The following is a 21,425-nucleotide window of genomic DNA, read 5'->3' as shown; positions in this document are numbered from 1 at the left end:
TAATTTTAAAGAAAAACCTTAGTTAATACTAATGAAAGTTTATTCATATTTCATCAAAAATTGATTACGCTTTACCGAACATGAATTATTCGGATATATAATATAAAACGTACAGTTCCCCTTATTCCAAATATAAGCCTTTTTCTACAACAAAAAAGACACTCCTAAACTAGGAGCGTCTTCCACTATTACGCTTGTTGTTGCGCGCTATATAATTCTTCAAGTGGCTTCATGATAATTTTGTTAACGTCACCGATTACAACATTTAGGCGTTGCTCAGTTTCCATTAATTTTGTAATTTTAGCATCTTGTTGAATGCGAGCTACAACTTCTTGTGCTTGTTGGTTGTCTTCTTCAGTGATTTCTTGGCCTTGCATCATTTTTTGTTGTAGGCTAAGTTGCATTGTACGGAACTCATCGAATAAGTTCTTTGAAGCTGTGTCAGCTTGAACTGCTGCGTAGCTCTCTTTTAAAGTTTTGAAGTCTTCGTTTTCAGCGATTGCTTTTTGTAATTCATATGCAACATCATGAATGTTCTTTGTCATTTTATTTTTCCTCCTTTAGAAGGCTAGCGCTTTTCATACGCACTGCCTTTTCAGTGCATTTACATACGCACCTCTTCTTACCATATCAAACTATGCAAGAGATGTGAAGAAATTTCACTTTTATTTCTATGTACTCACCTTATTATCTAAGAAACAATAGTAACAATCCTTGTACGAGTCCGATCATTCCACCTAATAATGCTCCTAAATACGTAATCATTTTCAATTCGTTTTTCGTAATAGACAGAACTAAGTCTTCTAATCTTTCTGTTGAGAATGTAGACACTTCTTGCTGGACAATTTCCGCAAGGTGTAGATTATTTAGTATACTCTCTACGTTTTCTGTTCCCCACTTCAAGCCTTTCTTTACTGCACTTGGAACCACTTTTTCAATAATTGTTTCTCGAACCGGCTCACATACTTGCTGAACAGATTGATTTAAAAACTTACTCACTGTTTCCTCTACTTTAACTGCTGACAGCACGGAGCTTACAATCATTTCTTTCTCTACAAATGCTTCTAATTCTTTTACATCTCTTCCTTTTAACTTTTCCCACTCTTTTTGCAGTACGTCAGTTAAAAGCTGCTTTGTACCATCTTGACCTAAAAACTTAATAACTTCTGGCTGCACACGATCCACTACACTTACATTTCCTAAAAATATTCCGACTAAGTTAAGTAGCGTTCCGCGAGAAGCAAAGAAATCATCAATCATTTTTGAAAGACGTGCTTTCCCTTCTTCACTTTCAAAAAAGCTAATTCCTCGCTCTAAAATAAACGCCGAGACATTCGGAATCGCATTCTCTACTTTTTCATTTACAGAATGAGGTAAAGCCTGTTCCCATGTATATGTATAATACTCTGCTAAAAATGCATGAATTTTTTCTGTAATCACATGTTCGATTTTTCGAGTCGCTTCTTCTTCTACATGCGCTACATTCCATTTTTCTAACATATGTCGCAGTGATTGTTCATTCGTAATTACTTTATCCACTTCCACTTGCGCCCAGTGAATTAAACCTTTTTGAAACTCTTCATTTGTTAGCTTTTTTCCAATTCCTTCTGGTGTTAACAAATGTTCTACAACCATATTTCCTAATTGAACAGCAAGTTCATCACGACGCTTCGGAATTAACCCTGGTGTAAATGGAACTTGAAACTTTCCGATATAAATAGGACGATGAGGACGAAATAACATTTTTATCGCTAAATGATTCGTATATCCCCCAATAATTGCTCCGAGTCCTGTCGTCGTTAACATATTTAACCATATATTCATTACAATCAACCTTTCACTTCTCCAAAACTATAGCATATCATCATACGGACAAAAGTATAATGGTATAAAAACGTATTTGCAATATATAGCTTCGCCTATTATGCAAATAGTAGTAAAGGAGTGATTTCGTTGGTTCTCGGTCTTTTAGCTTCTAAATTTCATTACGAACAAACGTATTACACCGAAATCGCTAAACGCGCTCGGCTTTATCATAATGTCGTTGCCCAGTTTACGCCATTTTGTATTGATCCTAAAACAGACCTTATTTCTGGTCTTATTTACGATACAGATACAGGAAAATGGAAAGAGCAAACATTCCCTATTCCTTCTTATATATATGATCGTTATTCTTTTCACGAGGAAACAGACTTTGAAAAAGCAAAATCAATTATTCACTCTTTGCACAATCGTCCTTCCACTACCTTTTTAAATAACACACTTATCAATTTAAGTGAACTACATGATTTATTTCTCACTAATAAAAAACTGTCTCCTTATATACCAAAATTTGAAATTGCAACGATACAAAACATTTTCAAACTGTTGTTAAAAACTAAAGATATTATTATACGCCCCACTAATATACATTCTAAGGATAACTTATATCGAATTGCTTACAAAAATAAAACGTTTCATATCGATACAGTAAATGAAAAATACCATACTTCTATTACAATCAAACGGACAGACGAATTTATATCTTGGTGTAAATCTAACATACGTTCATCCCGTTACATAGCGCACACTATGCTACAACCACCAAATCAATTAACATATCCACTCCACATTCGAACCATTTTGCAAAAAAACAAAGAACAAACTTGGACTGTTATCGGTCAATTTATACAAAAAAGCTCATTTCCTAATCAACTTTTACCCTCAGCAACGGACGATGATTCATTGCATTCATTTTCAAAAATTAAATACGTACTATCTAGTACGGGTGTGCAACTATTGCACGACGCTTTACATGACATTATAAATGAAGTATTCCAAACACTAGATCAGTCTTATTCTTCGTTATTTGAACTAGAACTTTCCACAATTATGGATCAAAAAGGTGCAATCTGGCTTATGTATGTCAACACGATCCCTTCTTACGAACAATACATTCGTCATAGTGATTCATTAGCTGAAAAGATATTTCACGGACCACTTAAATTCAGTCGCTTTACACCATAATGAAAGGAGGTAAACCTATTTTGAAAGAACATATATATACATTAAACATTTCAGATGAACATCCAAATAGCATTACTTTACCTTACGTTTTTTCTATTACACCACCTATTACATCCCTCTCCTTCGGTATACGTCACCTTGCAAGTGAAGAGGTGAAAATTCATTATTCCTTTACTCGCGAAATTATTATCGGAAAACATATTGCCGAAAAACTTTTACTACCTCAATCCACTACTATTCATGCATTCACACAAAACCAAACAATTATTTTCGGACCATTAATCGGCATTTTTACAACTGGCTTTAACGATGATTCTTCTAACCCTTTAGGAAATCGTTCAATTGCTCTCAGTGAGTTGTTAACACCACCATTCTCATTACGACCGTTCGTATTCGTCTTTGGCGTTCAACATATAAACTGGGAAGAAGAAACGATTGAAGGATATTTCTTTCAAGAGAAACAATGGATAAAGAAAAAGGTCCCTTTACCAAATGTCATTTACGATCGATTACCGAATCGACAAGCGGAAAATTATAAACCAATCGTCAGAGCAAAAAGAAAGTTAGAACAAGACTACTCCATTCCATGGTTTAACCCAGGTTTTTTCAACAAATGGGAAGTTCATCAACTTCTTATGAAAGACGAATCAATTAGACCCTTATTACCAAACACAGAAGCATTTCAGCATTTTGAACAAGTAGAACGGTTTCTTGGCACGTATAAATCTGTGTACATGAAACCAATACACGGGAGCTTTGGTAGAAATATTCATCAAATATTTTATTCTCAAACAGAGAATTGCTACTACTGTCGTTATCGCGAAAATGAAGAAAATAAACTAAGAAAGTATCAATCATTAGAAACTCTTCTAAACCACGTATTAAAAGGACATGATTTAAAAAAGTTTATCGTACAGCAAGGTATTTCGTTACTTCGCTTCGATGGGCAACCTGTTGATTTCCGCATTCATACAAATAAAAATCATTTCGGTAATTGGATAGTTAGTGCAATCGTCGCCAAAATTGCCGGCAAAGGCAGTTTAACAACGCACGTAAATAGCGGCGGTGATACAAAATTGCTACAAGAGCTTTTTCCAGATTCAACGAAACAAGTTCAAATTGAAAATAAATTAAAACATACTGCCTTACAAATAAGTTACGCGCTCGATGAACAAGTAACCGGAAATATTGGAGAAATCGGTTTTGATATCGGTTTAGACACAAAGGAAAATCCGTGGCTCTTTGAAGCCAACTCTAAACCTGGGCGAACTGTATTCCAAGATAAAAAATTAAAAGAGCAAAGTGAACTGACGCGCCAGTTATTTTACGAATATGCCGTCTACTTAACTGAACATTCTTTACGTGATACAAAAGAAAAAATGTCTCAAATAAAATCAGGGGCTTCATCAAACACCGAACATATCCCTTCTCCTATGATTCACTCACAAATACAAAAACAAAAACTTCCACCTAGATAATAAGGTGGAAGTTTTCTATTTACACAAGTTTCACTACAACCTCAGTTTCCACGTTACATACTCCGCAATAAAAAACATGATTGCAATATTCATTTGAATTATTATGCGTTAAACCATCTACTGCACTTAATAATTCTTGATCCATATAGGCACTATAATCGTCTATGTAATCTACAGACTTCCCATAATCTTGGAGTATACTTTGGCAATTTTGACAAGAATATGTTTGTGATTCTAATGCGTTGCAAAGCGGGCAAATCCCCATCATGATTCCTCCATACGTTATCGTTTAAAGCCTCTCTTTTTTAGATTGAAGAGAGCACCTACCCATGCATAGGAGCGGTCACTCACTCCACCCCTACTTAAAAATAGAACTATGAAGTTGCTACCGATTTCATTTCAATAAATCATAAATAAGAAGCTAATGATTAGCCTACAAGTAGCAGGCTACAATGAGAAAATTATATTTAATATCCTCCTTAGTTTGGCCTGTTTTCTTAAAAATACAACGATTACTCTTATTTCATAATTTACGAAATCAATACGTTTTTTTTGACAAAATTTACAAATTATTATTTTGTATATCTTTCTAGGTAACATCCATACTATGAGTACAAACTTAATTACCGATGGATTAGCGCCAACCGGGGCGATAATCTGGTTCAACTCCAGCTAGTCCAACCAAAAAAAATTTTTATAACTCTAAGGAGGATATATTCCTATGGCAAACCAAAATTCTTCAAATCAATTAGTAGTACCAGGTGCAACAGCTGCAATCGATCAAATGAAGTACGAAATCGCTCAAGAATTTGGTGTACAATTAGGAGCAGATTCTACGGCTCGCGCTAACGGTTCAGTTGGTGGAGAAATTACAAAACGTCTAGTTGCAATGGCTGAACAAAGCCTTGGCGGATTCCAAAAATAAATATATATGGCAAAAAGGTCTCAGGGCATATACCCTGAGACCTTTCTTAATTTACTGCAACATTTGTAAAAACTTTTTCGTGCGTTCTTCTTTTGGATTTGTAAATACATCTTCTGGTGTACCTTGTTCGACAACGACACCACCATCCATGAAAATAACACGGTTGGCAATTTGATGTGCAAAACGCATTTCGTGCGTTACAATAACCATCGTCATGCCTTCTTTAGCAAGTTCTTTCATGACTTTTAAAACCTCTTGAACAAGTTCAGGATCAAGCGCTGAAGTCGGCTCATCAAATAGTAACACTTCTGGCTCCATCGCAAGCGCACGCGCAATTCCAACGCGCTGTTGTTGTCCACCTGATAATTGGAATGGATATAAATCCACTTTATCTGCTAAACCAACTTTTTCAAGGAAATAGTTTGCTTTTTTCTTTGCTTCTTCTTTCCCTACTTTTTTCACTGTAATGAGCCCTTCCATTACATTCTGAAGTGCTGTTAAATGAGGGAATAAGTTATGGTGCTGGAAGACCATACCTGTTTGTGTACGAAGATTTACAATATCTTTCTTCGATACTTTTTGAGCGAAATTAAGCTCTTTATTACCGATGCTAATATTACCAGCATCCGGTGTTTCTAGTACGTTGAGACAACGCAAGAATGTCGTTTTACCAGATCCAGACGGCCCAATAATAACAACAACCTCGCCCTTCTCAACTGTTAAATCTATATGCTTTAGTACGGTATTATCTCCGAAACTTTTTTGTAAATGTTGAATTGAAATCATAAAAACAAAAACTCCTTTTGTAAAAGGATTATTTTAACGTATAGCGTTCTGAACGCTTTTCTAACATCTGTTGTACGATTGATAATAAGAAACAAATAACCCAATAAATAAGACCTGCTTCAAAATAAACAATTAAAAATTCGTAGTTCATCGCCGCAATTTCCTGCGCTTTTCGGAACATTTCTGTTACTAAAATTAACGATGCTAATGAAGTATCCTTCACTAAGCTAATAAATGTATTTGAAAGCGGCGGGATTGATACACGCGTCGCTTGTGGTAAAATAACACGTTTTAACGCTTGCGGGTATGTCATCCCAATTGTGTAAGCTGCTTCCCACTGCCCTTTCGGAATGGAAAGGATAGAAGCACGAATAATTTCCGATGCATATGCACCGACATTTAATGAAAATCCAACAACTGCTGCTGTATATGGCTCAACTTCAATATTAAGAGTTGGAAGTCCATAGAAAATAATAAATAATTGTACAAGAAGTGGCGTTCCGCGAATGATAGATACATAGATACGAGCAATCCATTGTAAAATACGACTACCAGAAATACGTGCGAGCGCTGTTAACGTTGCCAGTATAATCCCGATAATAAATGTAATAAGCGTTAATGGAATTGTTGTAAAAACAGCTTCCTTCAGCATAGGCATGAAGGAAGACTGCATAATATCTGTCCAAGTAGACAATCGATCTGAAACCAATGCACTACTTAGATACATTTTCACCGAACCATTTTTTCGTTATTTTGTCATACGTACCGTCTTTTTTCATATCTTCTAACGCTTTATCTACTTCTTGTACAAGCTTATCGCTACCTTTACGGAATAAGAATCCACTTTGTGAAGCTTCTTTTTCTGTATCTACAATTTTAATTTTTGCATCTTTTTTCGTTTCTAAATAATTTAATACTGATAACTTATCATTAATTGTAAAATCAACGCGGCCTGAAGCTAATAATTCTGCCGCTTGGCTAAATCCTTCTACACCAATAATTTCCGCACCATTTTTCTTAGCGATATCTGCATAGTTACTCGTTAAAGATTGTGCTCCTTTTAACCCTTTTACATCAGCAAATGTAGCAGGCTTATCTTTATCTTTTGCAATAACTAATGCCGCTGAAGAGGAAACGTATGGCTTAGAGAAATCATATTTCTTTTGACGATCTTCACGAATACCAACTTCGTTCGCAACCATATCGAAACGTTTTGCATCTAGGCCAGCAAGTAAGCTATCCCATTGTGTTTCTTTAAATACAGGCTTTACACCTAAACGTTTTGCAACTTCTTCCGATAGTTCAACGTCAAATCCAGTTAATTTATTGCTTGAATCGTGGAACGTAAATGGTGGATATGTACCTTCTGTACCAATTACAAGTTCACCGCTTTGTTTAATCTTTTGTAACGCATCTTGACTAGCTGTATCTTTTTTCTCTTCTTTACCGCAGCCGGCTACAATCCCGATCGCTAATGTAGTTACTGCAAGCACTGAAAATAATTTCTTCATGATTGTAATCCTCCAAGTATTCTGATAGGAATTTAAAAACTATATTGATTGTATGCAATCTTGAACAATTTTTCAATGAAAATGTTCTTATTTAGTTTATCCTTTTTCTTCATAATCAAACAAAAGGGAAAAATAACGCTACATACAAAAAATAAGTAACATTTTTTAATATAGCATTTATAAAGAAAAAGGTAAAACAATACTTCTTATTTAACTGTCGTAATTCGCTAAAGAGTCGACATGTTCATCAATAAAAAAGAACTTGTGAAAATCACAAGTTCTCCTCCATACCTATTAAGCACTCTGATTGCCTTCCATTTGCGTTTTATACATATCATAATAACGCCCACGCTTTTTCATTAGTTCATCATGAGACCCTTTTTCCAAAATCGTTCCTCTATCGAGCACAATAATTTGATCTGCGCTTTTAATCGTTGAAAGACGGTGAGCAATAATAAATGTCGTTCTTCCTTTTTTCACAACTTCTAGTGCTTGTTGAATCATCGCCTCTGTTTCTGTATCAATACTAGACGTTGCTTCATCTAAAATTAAGATAGCTGGATCAAAAGCAAGCGCCCTAGCAAATGAAATAAGCTGACGTTCTCCAGTGGAAAGCGTACTTCCCTTTTCTGTAATTTCTTCATTTATATTGTTTGCAAATCTTTCAGCACCAACATCATGCAATGCTTTTATGATACGCTCTTTTGAAATTTTTTCGTTCTCTAAGCTTACATTGGAAGCGACCGTCCCGCTAAATAAAAACGGGTCTTGCAATACGATTCCCATATGCTCACGAGTTGCTTGTTTCGGCATTTCTCTTACATCGTGACCATCAATCGTAAGCCTTCCTTTTTCAAACTCATAAAATTGAAAGAGTACATTCATGATAGAACTTTTTCCTGATCCAGTATGACCGACAAGTGCCACTGTCTCGCCTTGTTTCGCTTCAAAAGAAATATTTTTTAACACCTCATCTTTTCCATTATAAGAAAATGATACATTATCAAATTTTACATTTCCTTTTAAACGAGGCATACGTTCTTCTTCTACCGCTTCCCCTTTTTCCTCTAACAATTCAAAGACACGTTCTGATGCAACGCGCGCTTGCTCTAAGTTGGCAAGCTGGTTCACCATATTCGTAATTGGCGAGAATAATCGTGTTAAATAATCGACGAACGCATACAGTACCCCAAGTGAAATAATACCTGTAGCACTTAATGACGCACCTCCGAAATACCAAATCACTCCTGTGAAAGCGATATTTCTTAATACGGCTACTAAGTTATGCGAAGTTGCTGCATTTAAATTTAAAATTTTATTTTGATACTTAAAATAATCGCCATTTAATTCTTCAAATTCTTTTTTCGTTTCACGCTCTTGACGGAACGCTTGAATAATTGGCATCCCTTGAATGGATTCATTCACTGTTCCGTTAATATCAGATAAACGAGAGCGCATTTTATGATTGTATACAGACGCGTATTTTCTATAAAGAATCGCCCAAACAATTAAAATTGGGATAATTAATAAACATAGTGAAGCGAGCTTCACATCTAGTAAAAATAGTGCAGCAAATATCCCAATAATATAGATGATACTAGAAACGAATGTTGCAAGTACCGTTACATATAAATCACGAATGGCCTCTGTATCATTCGTCACGCGCGAAACAATTTTCCCCGCCGGTAAATGATCAAAGTACCGAATCGGCAACGTTTGAATATGAGAAAAAACATCTTCCCTCATAATTTGAATAATTTTGTTCGCTGCCTTCTGCAAAAAGAACTGCTTTCCGTATGCAAATAATGATACAACTACTAATAAAGCGAAATAGCCACCACCAAGTAATAATAGACGGTTTATTTCTGGTTTATAAAACGCAAACACTTCTTCTTTCGTTAATGCCTTCGCTTTATACACTTGCACCGCCTTACCATTTTGAACGGTAATCATATCCCCTTTTACAGTACGTGATCCTTCAATATTCACTTTATTCGGTACAAAGTAATATTGAAAACCGACTTGCATTACGCGTACTTCTTTACCTTTTGTCTCGCCTTGTTCAAAGCGATCACTTCGCTTATAAAACGCGCCATTATATGAAACAGCTTCTTCACTCTTTTCTGTTTCATACCAAGATTTCTCTATCCCGACGATATGATCATCAATCATCGTTTTAGCGACGAAAGGACCAGCAAGCTCTGCAATGACGAAAATAAATAACATCGCCATCGCTGCAAAAATCGTCCCTTTCACTTTCATCGCGTATTGAAACAATCGTTTTGAAACGCTCATATTTTCACCCCACTATCCGCACTTTCACTTTCACCTTGTTGTCTTTCAAACTGTTCAGCATACCAGCCTCCGCTCTGGATAAGCTGAGCATGCGTACCTTCTTCCATAACTGCGCCTTCATCCATAACGAGAATCCAATCCGCATGTTGCACTGCAGATAAACGATGCGTCGTAATAATCGTCGTCTTTCCGCTTCTTTCCGTTCTTATATTTTCAATGATCGCTGCTTCCGTACGAGCATCTACAGCTGATAAAGAATCATCCAAAATTAAAATTTCTGGATTTTGAATAACAGCTCGCGCAATTGAAATCCTTTGCTTTTGTCCACCTGATAAAGAAACACCTTTCTCTCCAACGAGCGTTTCTAACCCTTCTGGTAAAAACTCTAAATCCTTTGTAAACGCCGCGATTTCAATCGCTTTCTCGAGTTCTTCTTCAGTCGCTTCTCGGTTTCCGAATAAAATATTTTCCCTCGCTGTTTTTGAGAACAAAATATGTTCCTGAGGTACATACCCAATCCATCCGAGTACATTTTCATTCGCTATGTTATCTAACGTCACATCAGAGACTGCAATATCTCCATCTCCAAGCGGATATTGACGAAGAAGTTGACGTACAAGCGTCGTTTTCCCACTTCCTGTTTTTCCGACAACCCCAAGCGTTTCTCCTTGCTTTAATGTGAAAGAAACCTTTTTTAAATTTTCTTCAGTTGATGAAGGATATGAGAAAGACACATCATCAAACTGAATATAATCCGGCTCTTGCACAAGCTTTGGATGTTTCGGATTCTTTACATCTGGCTCATACGCTAACGTTTCATTCACACGGTCAAGCGAAGCATTTCCTCTTTGCATAACATTAATTAATTCACCAATTGCAAACATCGGCCAAATCATCATCCCTAAATACACGTTAAAAGAAACGAGTTCACCAAGCGTCACCTTTGACTGAAACACAAGGTATGCACCGTACACTAAACCGATTAAATAACTAAGACCGACAAGCATTTTCACAGTTGGTTGGAATAATGCATCAATTCTCGCTACCTTCATATTTTTTTCGTAGACGTCATCTCCTAAATGATGAAATCTTTCCTCGTCTGCATTCTCTTGTACGTATGCACGAATAACGCGCACACCAGCGATTGATTCAAGCACTTTATCATTCATATCACCGAACGCATCTTGCGCAACTGTAAATCTTTCATGCAATTTCTTTCCATATATATTCATCGCATACGCCATAATTGGAAGTGGTATAAGCGCTGCAAATGTAAGCTCCCAACTAATTGTAAAACCCATCATACAAACGATCGTAAGCATATATAAACTAGAATCCACGAGCGTTAATATACCAAAACCAGCTGTCATAGCGATTGCTTTTAAATCATTCGTTGCTCTCGCCATTAAATCGCCAGTACGATTTTTTTGATAAAAAGTCGGCGTCATCTTAAGTAAATGCCCCATAAATTTAGAGCGCATCGTTTTCTCCAGTACAAATGCACCGCCAAACAATTGATGTTGCCATACGAAAGTGAGGCCATATCCAACGATCGTAACCCCTATTAAAATGAGAATAGATTGCATAATTGCTTCGTTCGATAACGTTCCTGTTTTTATGTTATCTATCGTAACCCCTAACACTTTCGGGGGAATAACTTCAACTATATTCACAATTAAAAGAGCTCCAATGGCAATACTATATCTCTTCCAGTGCTCTTTAAAAAACCATTTTAACTTTAGTAATACTGATAACAATGTAACCTCTCCCTTCTCGTTCTCGTTTACTTCTCATTTCTTTATCCGCTATCCAAATCCATCACATTTACATTTCGTAACCCATACAATCTCATCACATTTTTCCACCTTCCAAAATTTTATATAGTAACATGGAAAATAAACAAAAAAAAGCATACCGCCGCTTGACGATATGCACAGGAATGCATAAAAAGCGTACGTTACGATATACGCAACGTACGCTTTTTATAAGACAAAGATGCCCTATATATCCGCACGGGTTGCGTAATGATATAAATGTTTTCTGCCATTTAACAGAGCTAAGCTCATTACATTTACGATTACAATCATTACGCACACCCCCTTCATTTATTTTCCATTTATAATCTTACAACTTTATTGAGTATTCTGTCAATTGTTTTTTTACACATAAAGTAAAATGCACGAAAATGCAAATGGTTCATGACATAATAAACCAGTTTGAAATAAAAGAATGTTCTGTAAGAAAGGGCATACAAAATAAAAAAAGAATAAGAAATCGTTTTCACAAACATTTCATTTGAAAAATGTTATCAAACCCCCTACAATCACCTTATACTCACTCTTACAAGTTGCTATTTTAGGAGGACTAATCATGACAACTAGCAATACGTACAAATTTTATTTAGACGGAGAATGGAGAGAAAGCTCTTCAGGAGAAACAATCGAAATTCCATCTCCATACTTACACGAAGTAATTGGACAAGTACAAGCAATTACTCGCGGAGAAGTAGATGAAGCAATTGCATCTGCAAAAGAAGCTCAAAAATCATGGGCTGAAGCTTCCCTACAAGATCGCGCAAAATACTTATATAAATGGGCTGATGAGCTCGTAAATATGCAGGATGAAATTGCCGATATCATTATGAAAGAAGTCGGTAAAGGCTATAAAGATGCGAAGAAAGAAGTTGTTCGTACAGCTGACTTCATTCGTTACACGATCGAAGAAGCTTTACATATGCACGGAGAAAGCATGATGGGCGATAGCTTCCCTGGCGGAACGAAATCGAAACTTGCGATCATCCAACGCGCACCACTTGGTGTTGTATTAGCAATCGCACCATTTAACTACCCAGTAAACTTATCTGCTGCAAAACTTGCACCAGCATTAATTATGGGTAACGCTGTTATTTTCAAACCAGCAACTCAAGGTGCAATTAGTGGTATTAAAATGGTTGAAGCACTTCACAAAGCCGGCCTTCCAAAAGGTCTTGTAAACGTAGCTACAGGACGCGGTTCTGTAATTGGTGACTACTTAGTAGAACACGAAGGCGTCAATATGGTATCGTTCACAGGTGGTACAAACACAGGTAAACATTTAGCGAAAAAAGCTTCAATGATTCCACTTGTATTAGAACTTGGTGGTAAAGATCCTGGTATCGTTCGTGAAGATGCTGACTTACAAGATGCTGCAAACCATATCGTAAGCGGTGCATTCTCTTACTCTGGTCAACGTTGTACAGCTATTAAACGTGTACTTGTACACGAAAACGTAGCGGACGAGCTTGTTAGCTTATTAAAAGCGCAAGTAGCTGAACTATCAGTTGGATCTCCAGAACAAGACAGCACAATCGTTCCATTAATCGACGACAAGTCTGCTGACTTCGTTCAAGGCTTAGTTGACGATGCTGTTGAAAAAGGTGCTACAATCGTTATCGGTAACAAACGTGAGCGTAACTTAATTTACCCAACATTAATCGACCACGTAACAGAAGAAATGAAAGTTGCTTGGGAAGAGCCATTTGGCCCAATCCTTCCAATCATCCGTGTTTCTTCAGACGAGCAAGCAATTGAAATTGCTAACAAATCAGAGTTCGGCTTACAAGCAAGTGTCTTTACAAAAGACATTAACAAAGCATTTGCAATTGCTAACAAAATCGAAACTGGTTCTGTTCAAATTAACGGACGTACAGAGCGCGGCCCTGATCACTTCCCATTCATCGGTGTAAAAGGTTCAGGTATGGGCGCACAAGGTATTCGTAAGAGCCTTGAGTCTATGACACGTGAAAAAGTAACTGTATTAAACTTAGTTTAATCTTATAAAAAGAAGCTGATTTATTTTTAAATCAGCTTCTTTTCTATATAAATACTTCCGAAAAACGGAGTATTTCATTCTACTTCCGATTTGGTTTTCCAAATCGAACTAAAACATGCCATAATAATTTCAATTCCTGAAGCACTTCTTCATAAGTGCCACGATCACTCCAAGATAATGGATTGCGTTTCAAATCCACTACAGCAGAGCCAATTATATTTGCATCGATACAATGATTCCTTGCAATGCGTCTTGCTAAAGATGGCATTTTTGAACCTCTAAAATCCATCGGAACTTCGTCTACCATAAGTACAAAACCGATGTGCCAATACAAATCAATAGCATACTTCAGGCAAATTTCTTCTAAAACTCTTCCTACATCCGTACCCTTAAATGAAGGATCTGCAACAAGCACCTCTACGTCTTCTTTAAGAGAAATCTCTCCATGAATCTGCGCTTCAATATAATGATTAAGATTACGGGCTGGCTCTTTGCTTACTAAATCTATAAACGGCCTTTTCAGATTAGCCAGTAAATGATTAATTAATATTGTTGGAGTCAAATTTCCTTCACCAATTGCAAAATCTCTTACAAATGTCTCTTCCAAAAGAGCAGCTAAAATCATATCAAACTCCTCATAAGTCCCCTTTTCTTTCGGATCTTGATGCGAATCTAAATACGTATATGTAGAGCGCGAAGAAACTTTTGGAGATAAAAGAAAATAACATGAACCAAAACGCGGAGCCGGCCCATCTGGATGTAACATTAAATTTAGCGCTCCGTATTTTGGCCGTTGCTCATTCGTTACGCCTTCTAATTGATATGCCCCTCCAAATATTCTCTTTTCCCAAAGGTCACGTTCACCACCAGGGTAAGCAGATACGCTTCCATTAGATAGTAATGTTTCAAATTGACTTTTATATACTCCTTGCTCAAACAATGCTTCAGCAACACTTTTCATACTCGAATCAAGTCTGTCTGGATGAAAGTGTAAAGCAATCCTTGCATGAGATTTTAAATTAGCGACAGCCTCTTCAAATATTTCATCTGTAATATTAGACATTTTAAGTATATGATTAATCGTTGCTTTAGCCTCACGTTTTTCGTTCTCTGCATATTTTGAAATATACTCTAAAGCAAATAATTGAGATCTTGATAATTCCATAATCCAATCTCCCCTTTAATTGAAATGACCTTAATCTTTTCAATTAAAAGTGCATTTTTTCCTTCTTATGCAACTAACCTAATTTATTGAACAAAAAGTACTTTAATACAGTCTAATTACAGATACGAGCATTCTTTACGGGTAAATCCACACATTCTACAGAAATTTGATACCCTAGCCATCGCTCAGCAATATGTTCAAATGATAAAACAGATCCCGTTGTAAAAAAGCGATGCTTCGGATTCAGATTGTCAGACAAAATTCCTTTGTGCTGTAAAATGGTACTTAACTCTATTGCTGTTTCTTCTGCAGAACTAATAATCGTTACATCTTCTCCTAGTTCCTTTTTTATATAGGACTCTAGAAGTGGATAATGCGTACACCCAAGAATTAACGTATCTATATCTTCTTTCGTTAATGGAAGTAACGCTTGTTTCACTTGCTGCGTGACATATGCTATATCTTCTAATCGATTTTCTACAACTGTAGCTAAAGTCGGACACGCATGACTATGCACTTCCAAATATGTATCAAGCTCGTGTAATGCTTTTTCGTACATATTAGATTTTATCGTACCTACAGTTCCAATTACTCCGATTTTCTCTTTCTTTGTTACTTTAATTGCCGCTCTTGCTCCTGGATGTATAACGCCAATAACTGGAATGGAAAGTGCTTCTTGCAGCGCAGTCAATGCAGCAGCTGCAGCAGTATTACATGCTACGACTAGCGCTTTTAATGGAAACTGTTTGAGGAACTCAACCATTTCAAATACGAAAGATTGCACCTCCTCTACACTTCTTGGCCCATACGGGCAACGCTTATTATCACCAATATAATAAATGCTCTCTTTAGGCAATTGTCTTATAATTTCGCTCGCAACTGTTAATCCCCCAACTCCCGAATCTAACACACCTATTACTGAATGTTTATGACAAACAGACATTTATTTCATCCCCTTTTCAATCATCTAGCGCCAATAACATGTATTATATTACGGAAATTCAAATATCACATAACAATCCCTCTTACTTTTAATCACAAACTCTTCTCTATAATCTGATTATTACTATATCCATTGACGTATAAAAATACATTTGTTACTCTTAAAGACGTTAATTTAATATTTAAATCCTCATTCGTATCTCGGTGAGGTAGAGGTTGCAATCATTAAGAGTATCATTTCAGGAGATGTAGTGGCATTGATGAAGGAATGAGAAAGGAATGGTTGCCGAAGTAAGTCGTGTCCACCATGCACGCTTGCTGGGTCTGCATTTAATAAGTGCAGAACTGTCACAAACGTTTCGTTTGTGGAGAGCTATCGAGAGGTATGTCGTGGGTTTCTTATAAGATAGAAAGCATGTAGCGGCAGATTACGTGCTTTTTTTGTTTTGTTTGGGACTTCTCTTCTCTACTAAGAAGACATACATATCTCCTCGCTTGACTTGGTTATACTAACTTTGGAGGTATTTTCTATGCAACAAAAAAAATGGGGCTTTTGGGTACTAACAGCTTTCGTTGTCGGTAACATGGTTGGCGCTGGTATTTTCATGGTGCCAAGTACGTTGGCACAAACAGCAAGCCCACTCGGTGTCACTTTAGCTTGGTTAACAACAGGGTTTGGTGTTTTAATGCTAGCTCTTGTTTTCGGTAATTTAGCAATTCGTCGTCCTGATTTAACGACAGGACCACAAAGTCATGCATATGCTTTATTCTCAACACCAAAAAAGAAAAAAATGGCTGGATTCAGTATGGTATGGGGATATTGGGTTGCAAACTGGGCAAGTAACGTTGCCATCATTACATCATTTGCGGGATATTTATCACTCTTCTTCCCAATTATGAAAGATACGCGACTACTATTTTCAATCGGTTCTTTTAACATAGAAGTCGGAAAACTAATTACATTTACGATTTGTTCCATCTTACTTTGGGGAACTCATATTATATTAACAAATGGTGTAAGCGGAGCTGGAAAACTAAACTTCTTAGCAACAACAACGAAAGTAACTGGATTCCTTTTATTCATCGTCGTTACGTTATTTGCATTCGAAGCTTCTAAGTTTGGACAATGGTACACGCCGATGATTGATAAATCAGGTGTATCACATGGTCTTCTTTCACAAGTAAATTTAGCTGCTCTTACAACGCTTTGGGCGTTTATCGGAATTGAATCAGCCGTTCTTTTATCAAACCGTGCTGTTTCTCCAAAAACGGTAAAACGTGCAACAGTTGCGGGATTACTTATTACAGTTGCGATTTACTTAGGAATTACAATTTTAACAATGGGTGTACTTCACGTTGATAAATTACAAACTTCTGAACGTCCATTAGCAGATGCACTAAACGCTGCAATGGGTCATGGCGGCGGGAAACTGATGGCATTACTTGCTCTTACTTCCCTGTTCGGTTCTATCTTAGGCTGGATTTTATTAAGCTCAGAAGTACCTTATCAAGCAGCAAAAGAAGGTTTCTTCCCTTCCTTCTTCACGAAAACAAATAAAAAAGGAAGTCCAATTTACTCATTACGATTAACAAACATTATGTCGCAAGTATTCCTATTCTCAACATTATCAGGAACCATTGCGGAAGCTTATACATTCGTTATTACCGTATCGACACTGGCCTACCTCATTCCATATCTCGTTTCACCAATCTTCCAGTTAAAACTAGTCGCAACTGGTGAAACATATAAAAATGAAATGCGGGCAAGAATTACAGATGGCATAGTCGCAGTTATCGCACTTTGCTACGCACTATGGGTTATTAAAACCGGCGCATCCGATATAAAAACGTTCCTTCTCGGAATTGGTTTATTCGTAATCGGATTTGCTTTCTATCCATTAATGAATCGTGATCAGAAAAAAAATAACGAAAAGAAAAACGGGCAAGTTGCATAACGCAATTTGCTCGTTTTTTCTTTTGTAAAACATATATAATAGAACAAAGAGGTGAAAAACATGTCAATCGAATCGCTATGGAGCAGTCGCTTCCAACAACATATTCAAAATATCATTACATACTTTGCACGTATGATTAACGGTTTACTATATAGCTTTATCTTTATTTCATGCGTTGGTGCATATTATTATGCTCAGTTTCTAAAAGCATCTCCTTCTAAAGGAATATCTTTAATAATTATAACGATTGTACTTACATTCATTATAACGAGATGCCCTATCCGTACATTTATTCAAAAACCTGATGCTGTCTATTTACTAGCACTAGAAGAGAAATTAACATCTTATTTCAAAAAATCTCTTCTATACAATTACATCATTCAGCTTTTCCCATTGTTATTTACGTTCCTTATTCTCGTTCCACTTGCTATGCAATCATTGCAATTAACGGTTCCTTTTTTATGTACAATCTTTATCATGTTAATGATTACGAAAGCCTGGAACATGTACATACATTGGATGTGGCGTGATAGTCACGAAAAAAACATATGGCTAATCATTCGTATTACTTGTAACGCCCTAATCATTTTCATGCTGTTTTATTCCGCAAATGTTCTCATATTGGGCGGACTACTCTTACTACTTGCTTTCCTACTTCTATATACGAAAAAACAGCCTACAAAACGAATACCGTGGGATTACATAATCGAGCAAGAAGAAAAAATGAACGTTCGTTTTTATCAATTTGCTAGCATTTTTACAGATGTTCCGCAACTGAATAAACAAGTAAATAAAAGAAAATGGCTTACAAATTGGATTGAACCTTTATTACATAAAAAACGAGCAACTTTCTTCTACTTACATACACTAGCATTTTTACGTGGAAATGATTATTTCGGTATATATATTCGCTTAGGATTGATCGGTGCTTTCGCCTTATATTTCATACCAAATATATACGTAAAAGGCGCTATCACTTACATCGTTCTATATATGATCTCTATGCAGCTTCGTTCACTATGGAAATATTTTTCGGGAAATATTATTGTAGCATTATATCCAATCCATACTGAAGAAAGGATGAAGCAGTTTCTTAGCTTAATCTTTATATTGCTAAGTATTCAACTCATTGTATTTTCAATTGTTATACTCATTGCTACAGGTCAATTTTTACATAGCCTTATCATTATGATTGTCGGGTTACTCTGGATCAAATTTATTATTGTACCAAAAACGAAGCAAAGAATTTCCGCATTTTAACGAAAAGAATTATCTTAAAAGCCAAGGAGAAAATAAATTATCTCCTTGGCTTTTTTATTTTTTAATGTTAAACCTATCGTTCATACTTAATTACAAACTTTAGGTATGTTACTCCTGTTTTTCTTAAGCATAGAGTGCTATACAAACTCCCTTTCTTCCCCTTGATGTTTTAGGGTTTAATTATGATTTTTACATACAAAAATCATAATACATGTTTACGTCCTAATAAAAAGGGTATCTATTAAATTAACAGCGTAAAGGAGGGGCCTATATTGTGAATAAAAAAATGGAGCAATTGAAGCACCATGTTACCGACAATCAACGCAAACATGCTTTAACAACAAACCAAGGAGTAAAAATAGCTGAAGATGAATTTTCTTTAAAGATGGGCTTAAGAGGCCCAACCTTAATAGAAGATTTCCACTTTCGCGAGAAAATGACCCACTTTGATCATGAACGAATTCCTGAAAGGATTGTTCATGCACGCGGAGTTGGCGCTCATGGTTATTTTCAGCTTTATGAATCGTTAGAAGCATATACGAAAGCAGATTTTCTTACTAATCCTTCAAAGAAAACACCTGTATTTGTACGGTTCTCAACCGTTCAAGGTTCTAAAGGATCCAATGACACAGTAAGAGATGTACGCGGATTCGCCACAAAATTTTATACAGATGAAGGAAACTATGATTTAGTGGGTAATAATATGCCAGTATTCTTTATCCAAGATGCCATTAAATTTCCTGATTTTGTCCATGCAGTTAAACCAGAACCACATAATAATATTCCTCAAGGAGCTAGCGCTCATGATACCTTTTGGGACTTTGTTGCGCATAATCCTGAGTCCACTCATATGGTCATGTGGCAAATGAGCGACCGAACTATTCCACGTAGTTTACGAATGATGGAAGGTTTTGGAGTTCACACATTTCGACTCATTAACGCAGAAGGAAAAGCCCATTTCGTAAAATTTCACTGGAAACCTACCCTCGGGGTTCATTCATTAGTATGGGATGAAGCTCAAAAGATTGCTGGGAAAAATCCTGATTTTCATCGTCAAGATTTATACGAAGCAATTGAAAAAGGGGATTATCCTGAATGGGAGCTTGGATTACAGTTAATTCCAGAAGAAGATGAACATAAATTTGATTTTGATATTTTAGATCCAACGAAATTATGGCCAGAAGAAGAAGTTCCCGTAAAATTAGTTGGTAAAATGACATTGAACAAAAATGTTGATAACTTCTTTGCTGAAACAGAGCAGGTAGCTTTTCACCCTGGTCATGTCGTACCAGGTATTGATTTTTCAAATGACCCTCTTCTGCAAGGAAGATTATTCTCCTATACAGATACACAATTATCTCGTTTAGGGGGCCCTAATTTCCATCAAATCCCTATCAATCAGCCCGTATGTCCTTTTCATAATAATCAACGTGATGGTATGCATCAAATGCAGATTCATCGCGGTCAAACAAGCTATCATCCTAATGGATTAAATAACAATCAACCTGCAACCGTCCAAGCCGAACAAGGAGGATATGAACATTATCAAGAAAAGATTGATGGGCATAAAATTAGAGGTCGCAGTAAAAGCTTTCTTAACTTTTATTCTCAGGCTAAACTTTTCTACAATAGTATGAGCCCTATTGAAAAGCAGCACATAAAAGAAGCTTTTTGCTTTGAAGTTGGGAAGTGTAAATCAGACATGGTGAAGGCAAATGTAATTGCTCTCCTAAACCACGTCGATCGTCAATTAGCACAAGAAGTCGCTAACATTATTGGATCTCCTTTACCTAAGGAAAATCACGAAGTAAATTCAGATGCAAAATCACCTGCACTAAGTATGTCTAACACTATTTTTAAAGCTGACTCCAAAAATGTTGCAATTCTATTAAATGGTGACCCAAGTGTCTCCCTTCTGTCCGAATGGATTCAAGCTTTTGCACAGCATCGTATTAACTATAGCATCATAGATAATAAAATTTATCAGTTCAATGATTCCATTAAAGTAACTGATACTTATACAACAACAGACTCCTCCCTTTTTGATGCAGTATTAGTGTTTAGTAGTGAGTCTGTCATTCAACCCCCTGTTTTAGAATTTGCAGAAACTACTTTTAAACATTTTAAACCGATAGCTCATGTCCTTAGTAATCCTCATGCTTTGGACCATAGTAAGATTAAACTGGATGAAGCAGGAGTTTACAACTTAACAAATACTTCAATTGAATCATTTATAGAAGGCATTGCCCAAGGAAGATTCTGGAGCCGATAATATAATATAATATAATATAA

General features: G+C 36.3%; 17 protein-coding genes and 1 riboswitch. Of the genes, 7 read left to right on the top strand and 10 right to left on the bottom strand.

Going from position 1 to position 21,425, the window contains the following annotated elements; genetic code table 11:
- Nucleotides 1–188: 188 nt before the first annotated feature.
- Both QCI81_RS18795 and QCI81_RS18790 read right to left on the bottom strand, forming a co-directional pair.
- Entirely contained in the window at nucleotides 189–545 is a 357-nt protein-coding gene (locus QCI81_RS18795; RefSeq protein WP_000164614.1) for a YlbF/YmcA family competence regulator, read from the bottom strand.
- Nucleotides 546–687: 142 nt separating this feature from the next.
- Nucleotides 688–1,824, bottom strand: coding sequence for a DUF445 domain-containing protein (locus tag QCI81_RS18790; protein WP_071731187.1), 1,137 nt, complete (start codon nucleotides 1,822–1,824; stop codon nucleotides 688–690).
- Between the two features lie 129 nt (nucleotides 1,825–1,953).
- Between QCI81_RS18790 and QCI81_RS18785 the strand changes: the two genes are divergently transcribed.
- Both QCI81_RS18785 and QCI81_RS18780 read left to right on the top strand, forming a co-directional pair.
- Complete coding sequence (locus QCI81_RS18785) at nucleotides 1,954–3,006, top strand: YheC/YheD family endospore coat-associated protein (protein WP_063546557.1); 1,053 nt, start codon at nucleotides 1,954–1,956, stop codon at nucleotides 3,004–3,006.
- 20 nt (nucleotides 3,007–3,026) lie between these two features.
- On the top strand, nucleotides 3,027–4,484 hold the full coding sequence (locus QCI81_RS18780) for a YheC/YheD family endospore coat-associated protein (protein ID WP_000658108.1): 1,458 nt from the start codon (nucleotides 3,027–3,029) through the stop codon (nucleotides 4,482–4,484).
- 19 nt (nucleotides 4,485–4,503) lie between these two features.
- Here QCI81_RS18780 and QCI81_RS18775 read toward each other — a convergent pair whose 3' ends face one another.
- Nucleotides 4,504–4,749 (bottom strand): hypothetical protein, encoded by a 246-nt coding sequence (locus QCI81_RS18775; RefSeq protein WP_000510477.1) that lies wholly within the window; start codon nucleotides 4,747–4,749, stop codon nucleotides 4,504–4,506.
- Nucleotides 4,750–5,205: 456 nt separating this feature from the next.
- On the opposite strand from QCI81_RS18775, the gene sasP reads away from it, so the two are divergent.
- A complete protein-coding gene (gene sasP, locus QCI81_RS18770) occupies nucleotides 5,206–5,409 on the top strand; it encodes a small acid-soluble spore protein, SasP family (RefSeq protein ID WP_000013339.1) in 204 nt (67 codons plus the stop codon).
- 51 nt (nucleotides 5,410–5,460) lie between these two features.
- On the opposite strand, the gene QCI81_RS18765 is transcribed toward sasP, so the two are convergent.
- From QCI81_RS18765 to QCI81_RS18745, 5 genes are all read right to left on the bottom strand, one after another.
- The gene (locus QCI81_RS18765) at nucleotides 5,461–6,195 is read right to left on the bottom strand and encodes an amino acid ABC transporter ATP-binding protein (RefSeq protein WP_000623598.1); all 735 of its coding nucleotides are present in this window, start codon (nucleotides 6,193–6,195) and stop codon (nucleotides 5,461–5,463) included.
- Between the two features lie 28 nt (nucleotides 6,196–6,223).
- On the bottom strand, nucleotides 6,224–6,922 hold the full coding sequence (locus QCI81_RS18760; RefSeq protein ID WP_000281502.1) for an amino acid ABC transporter permease: 699 nt from the start codon (nucleotides 6,920–6,922) through the stop codon (nucleotides 6,224–6,226).
- A complete protein-coding gene (locus QCI81_RS18755) occupies nucleotides 6,909–7,706 on the bottom strand; it encodes an amino acid ABC transporter substrate-binding protein (RefSeq protein WP_000732858.1) in 798 nt (265 codons plus the stop codon). Before QCI81_RS18755 ends, QCI81_RS18760 begins: the two co-directional genes overlap by 14 nt.
- A gap of 294 nt (nucleotides 7,707–8,000) precedes the next feature.
- The gene (locus QCI81_RS18750; protein WP_023521255.1) at nucleotides 8,001–10,001 is read right to left on the bottom strand and encodes an ABC transporter ATP-binding protein; all 2,001 of its coding nucleotides are present in this window, start codon (nucleotides 9,999–10,001) and stop codon (nucleotides 8,001–8,003) included.
- Complete coding sequence (locus QCI81_RS18745; protein WP_000953768.1) at nucleotides 9,998–11,758, bottom strand: ABC transporter ATP-binding protein; 1,761 nt, start codon at nucleotides 11,756–11,758, stop codon at nucleotides 9,998–10,000. Before QCI81_RS18745 ends, QCI81_RS18750 begins: the two co-directional genes overlap by 4 nt.
- Nucleotides 11,759–12,371: 613 nt before the next feature.
- Between QCI81_RS18745 and gapN the strand changes: the two genes are divergently transcribed.
- Nucleotides 12,372–13,811 (top strand): NADP-dependent glyceraldehyde-3-phosphate dehydrogenase, encoded by a 1,440-nt coding sequence (gene gapN / locus QCI81_RS18740; RefSeq protein WP_000213616.1) that lies wholly within the window; start codon nucleotides 12,372–12,374, stop codon nucleotides 13,809–13,811.
- A gap of 79 nt (nucleotides 13,812–13,890) precedes the next feature.
- On the opposite strand, the gene QCI81_RS18735 is transcribed toward gapN, so the two are convergent.
- Both QCI81_RS18735 and racE read right to left on the bottom strand, forming a co-directional pair.
- Nucleotides 13,891–14,976, bottom strand: coding sequence for a DUF3626 domain-containing protein (locus QCI81_RS18735; RefSeq protein ID WP_000423688.1), 1,086 nt, complete (start codon nucleotides 14,974–14,976; stop codon nucleotides 13,891–13,893).
- 112 nt (nucleotides 14,977–15,088) lie between these two features.
- A complete protein-coding gene (racE, locus tag QCI81_RS18730) occupies nucleotides 15,089–15,919 on the bottom strand; it encodes a glutamate racemase (protein WP_000109671.1) in 831 nt (276 codons plus the stop codon).
- A 201-nt stretch (nucleotides 15,920–16,120) separates the two neighbouring features.
- Nucleotides 16,121–16,302: riboswitch (Lysine riboswitch) on the top strand.
- Between the two features lie 146 nt (nucleotides 16,303–16,448).
- Here racE and QCI81_RS18725 point away from each other — a divergent pair.
- The 3 genes from QCI81_RS18725 (at nucleotide 16,449) to QCI81_RS18715 (ending at nucleotide 21,405) form a co-directional block, all read left to right on the top strand.
- Complete coding sequence (locus tag QCI81_RS18725) at nucleotides 16,449–17,873, top strand: amino acid permease (protein WP_001186293.1); 1,425 nt, start codon at nucleotides 16,449–16,451, stop codon at nucleotides 17,871–17,873.
- A gap of 60 nt (nucleotides 17,874–17,933) precedes the next feature.
- Nucleotides 17,934–19,133, top strand: a complete 1,200-nt coding sequence (locus tag QCI81_RS18720) for an ABC transporter permease (protein ID WP_071731183.1) — start codon at nucleotides 17,934–17,936, stop codon at nucleotides 19,131–19,133.
- Between the two features lie 274 nt (nucleotides 19,134–19,407).
- Nucleotides 19,408–21,405 (top strand): catalase, encoded by a 1,998-nt coding sequence (locus QCI81_RS18715; RefSeq protein WP_063546547.1) that lies wholly within the window; start codon nucleotides 19,408–19,410, stop codon nucleotides 21,403–21,405.
- The last annotated feature ends 20 nt before the right edge of the window (nucleotides 21,406–21,425 follow it).

The sequence above is a fragment of the Bacillus cereus group sp. MG20 genome, from assembly GCF_040459885.1.
Lineage (GTDB): Bacteria > Bacillota > Bacilli > Bacillales > Bacillaceae_G > Bacillus_A > Bacillus_A cereus.
This window is presented reverse-complemented; position numbering and strand designations above follow the sequence as displayed.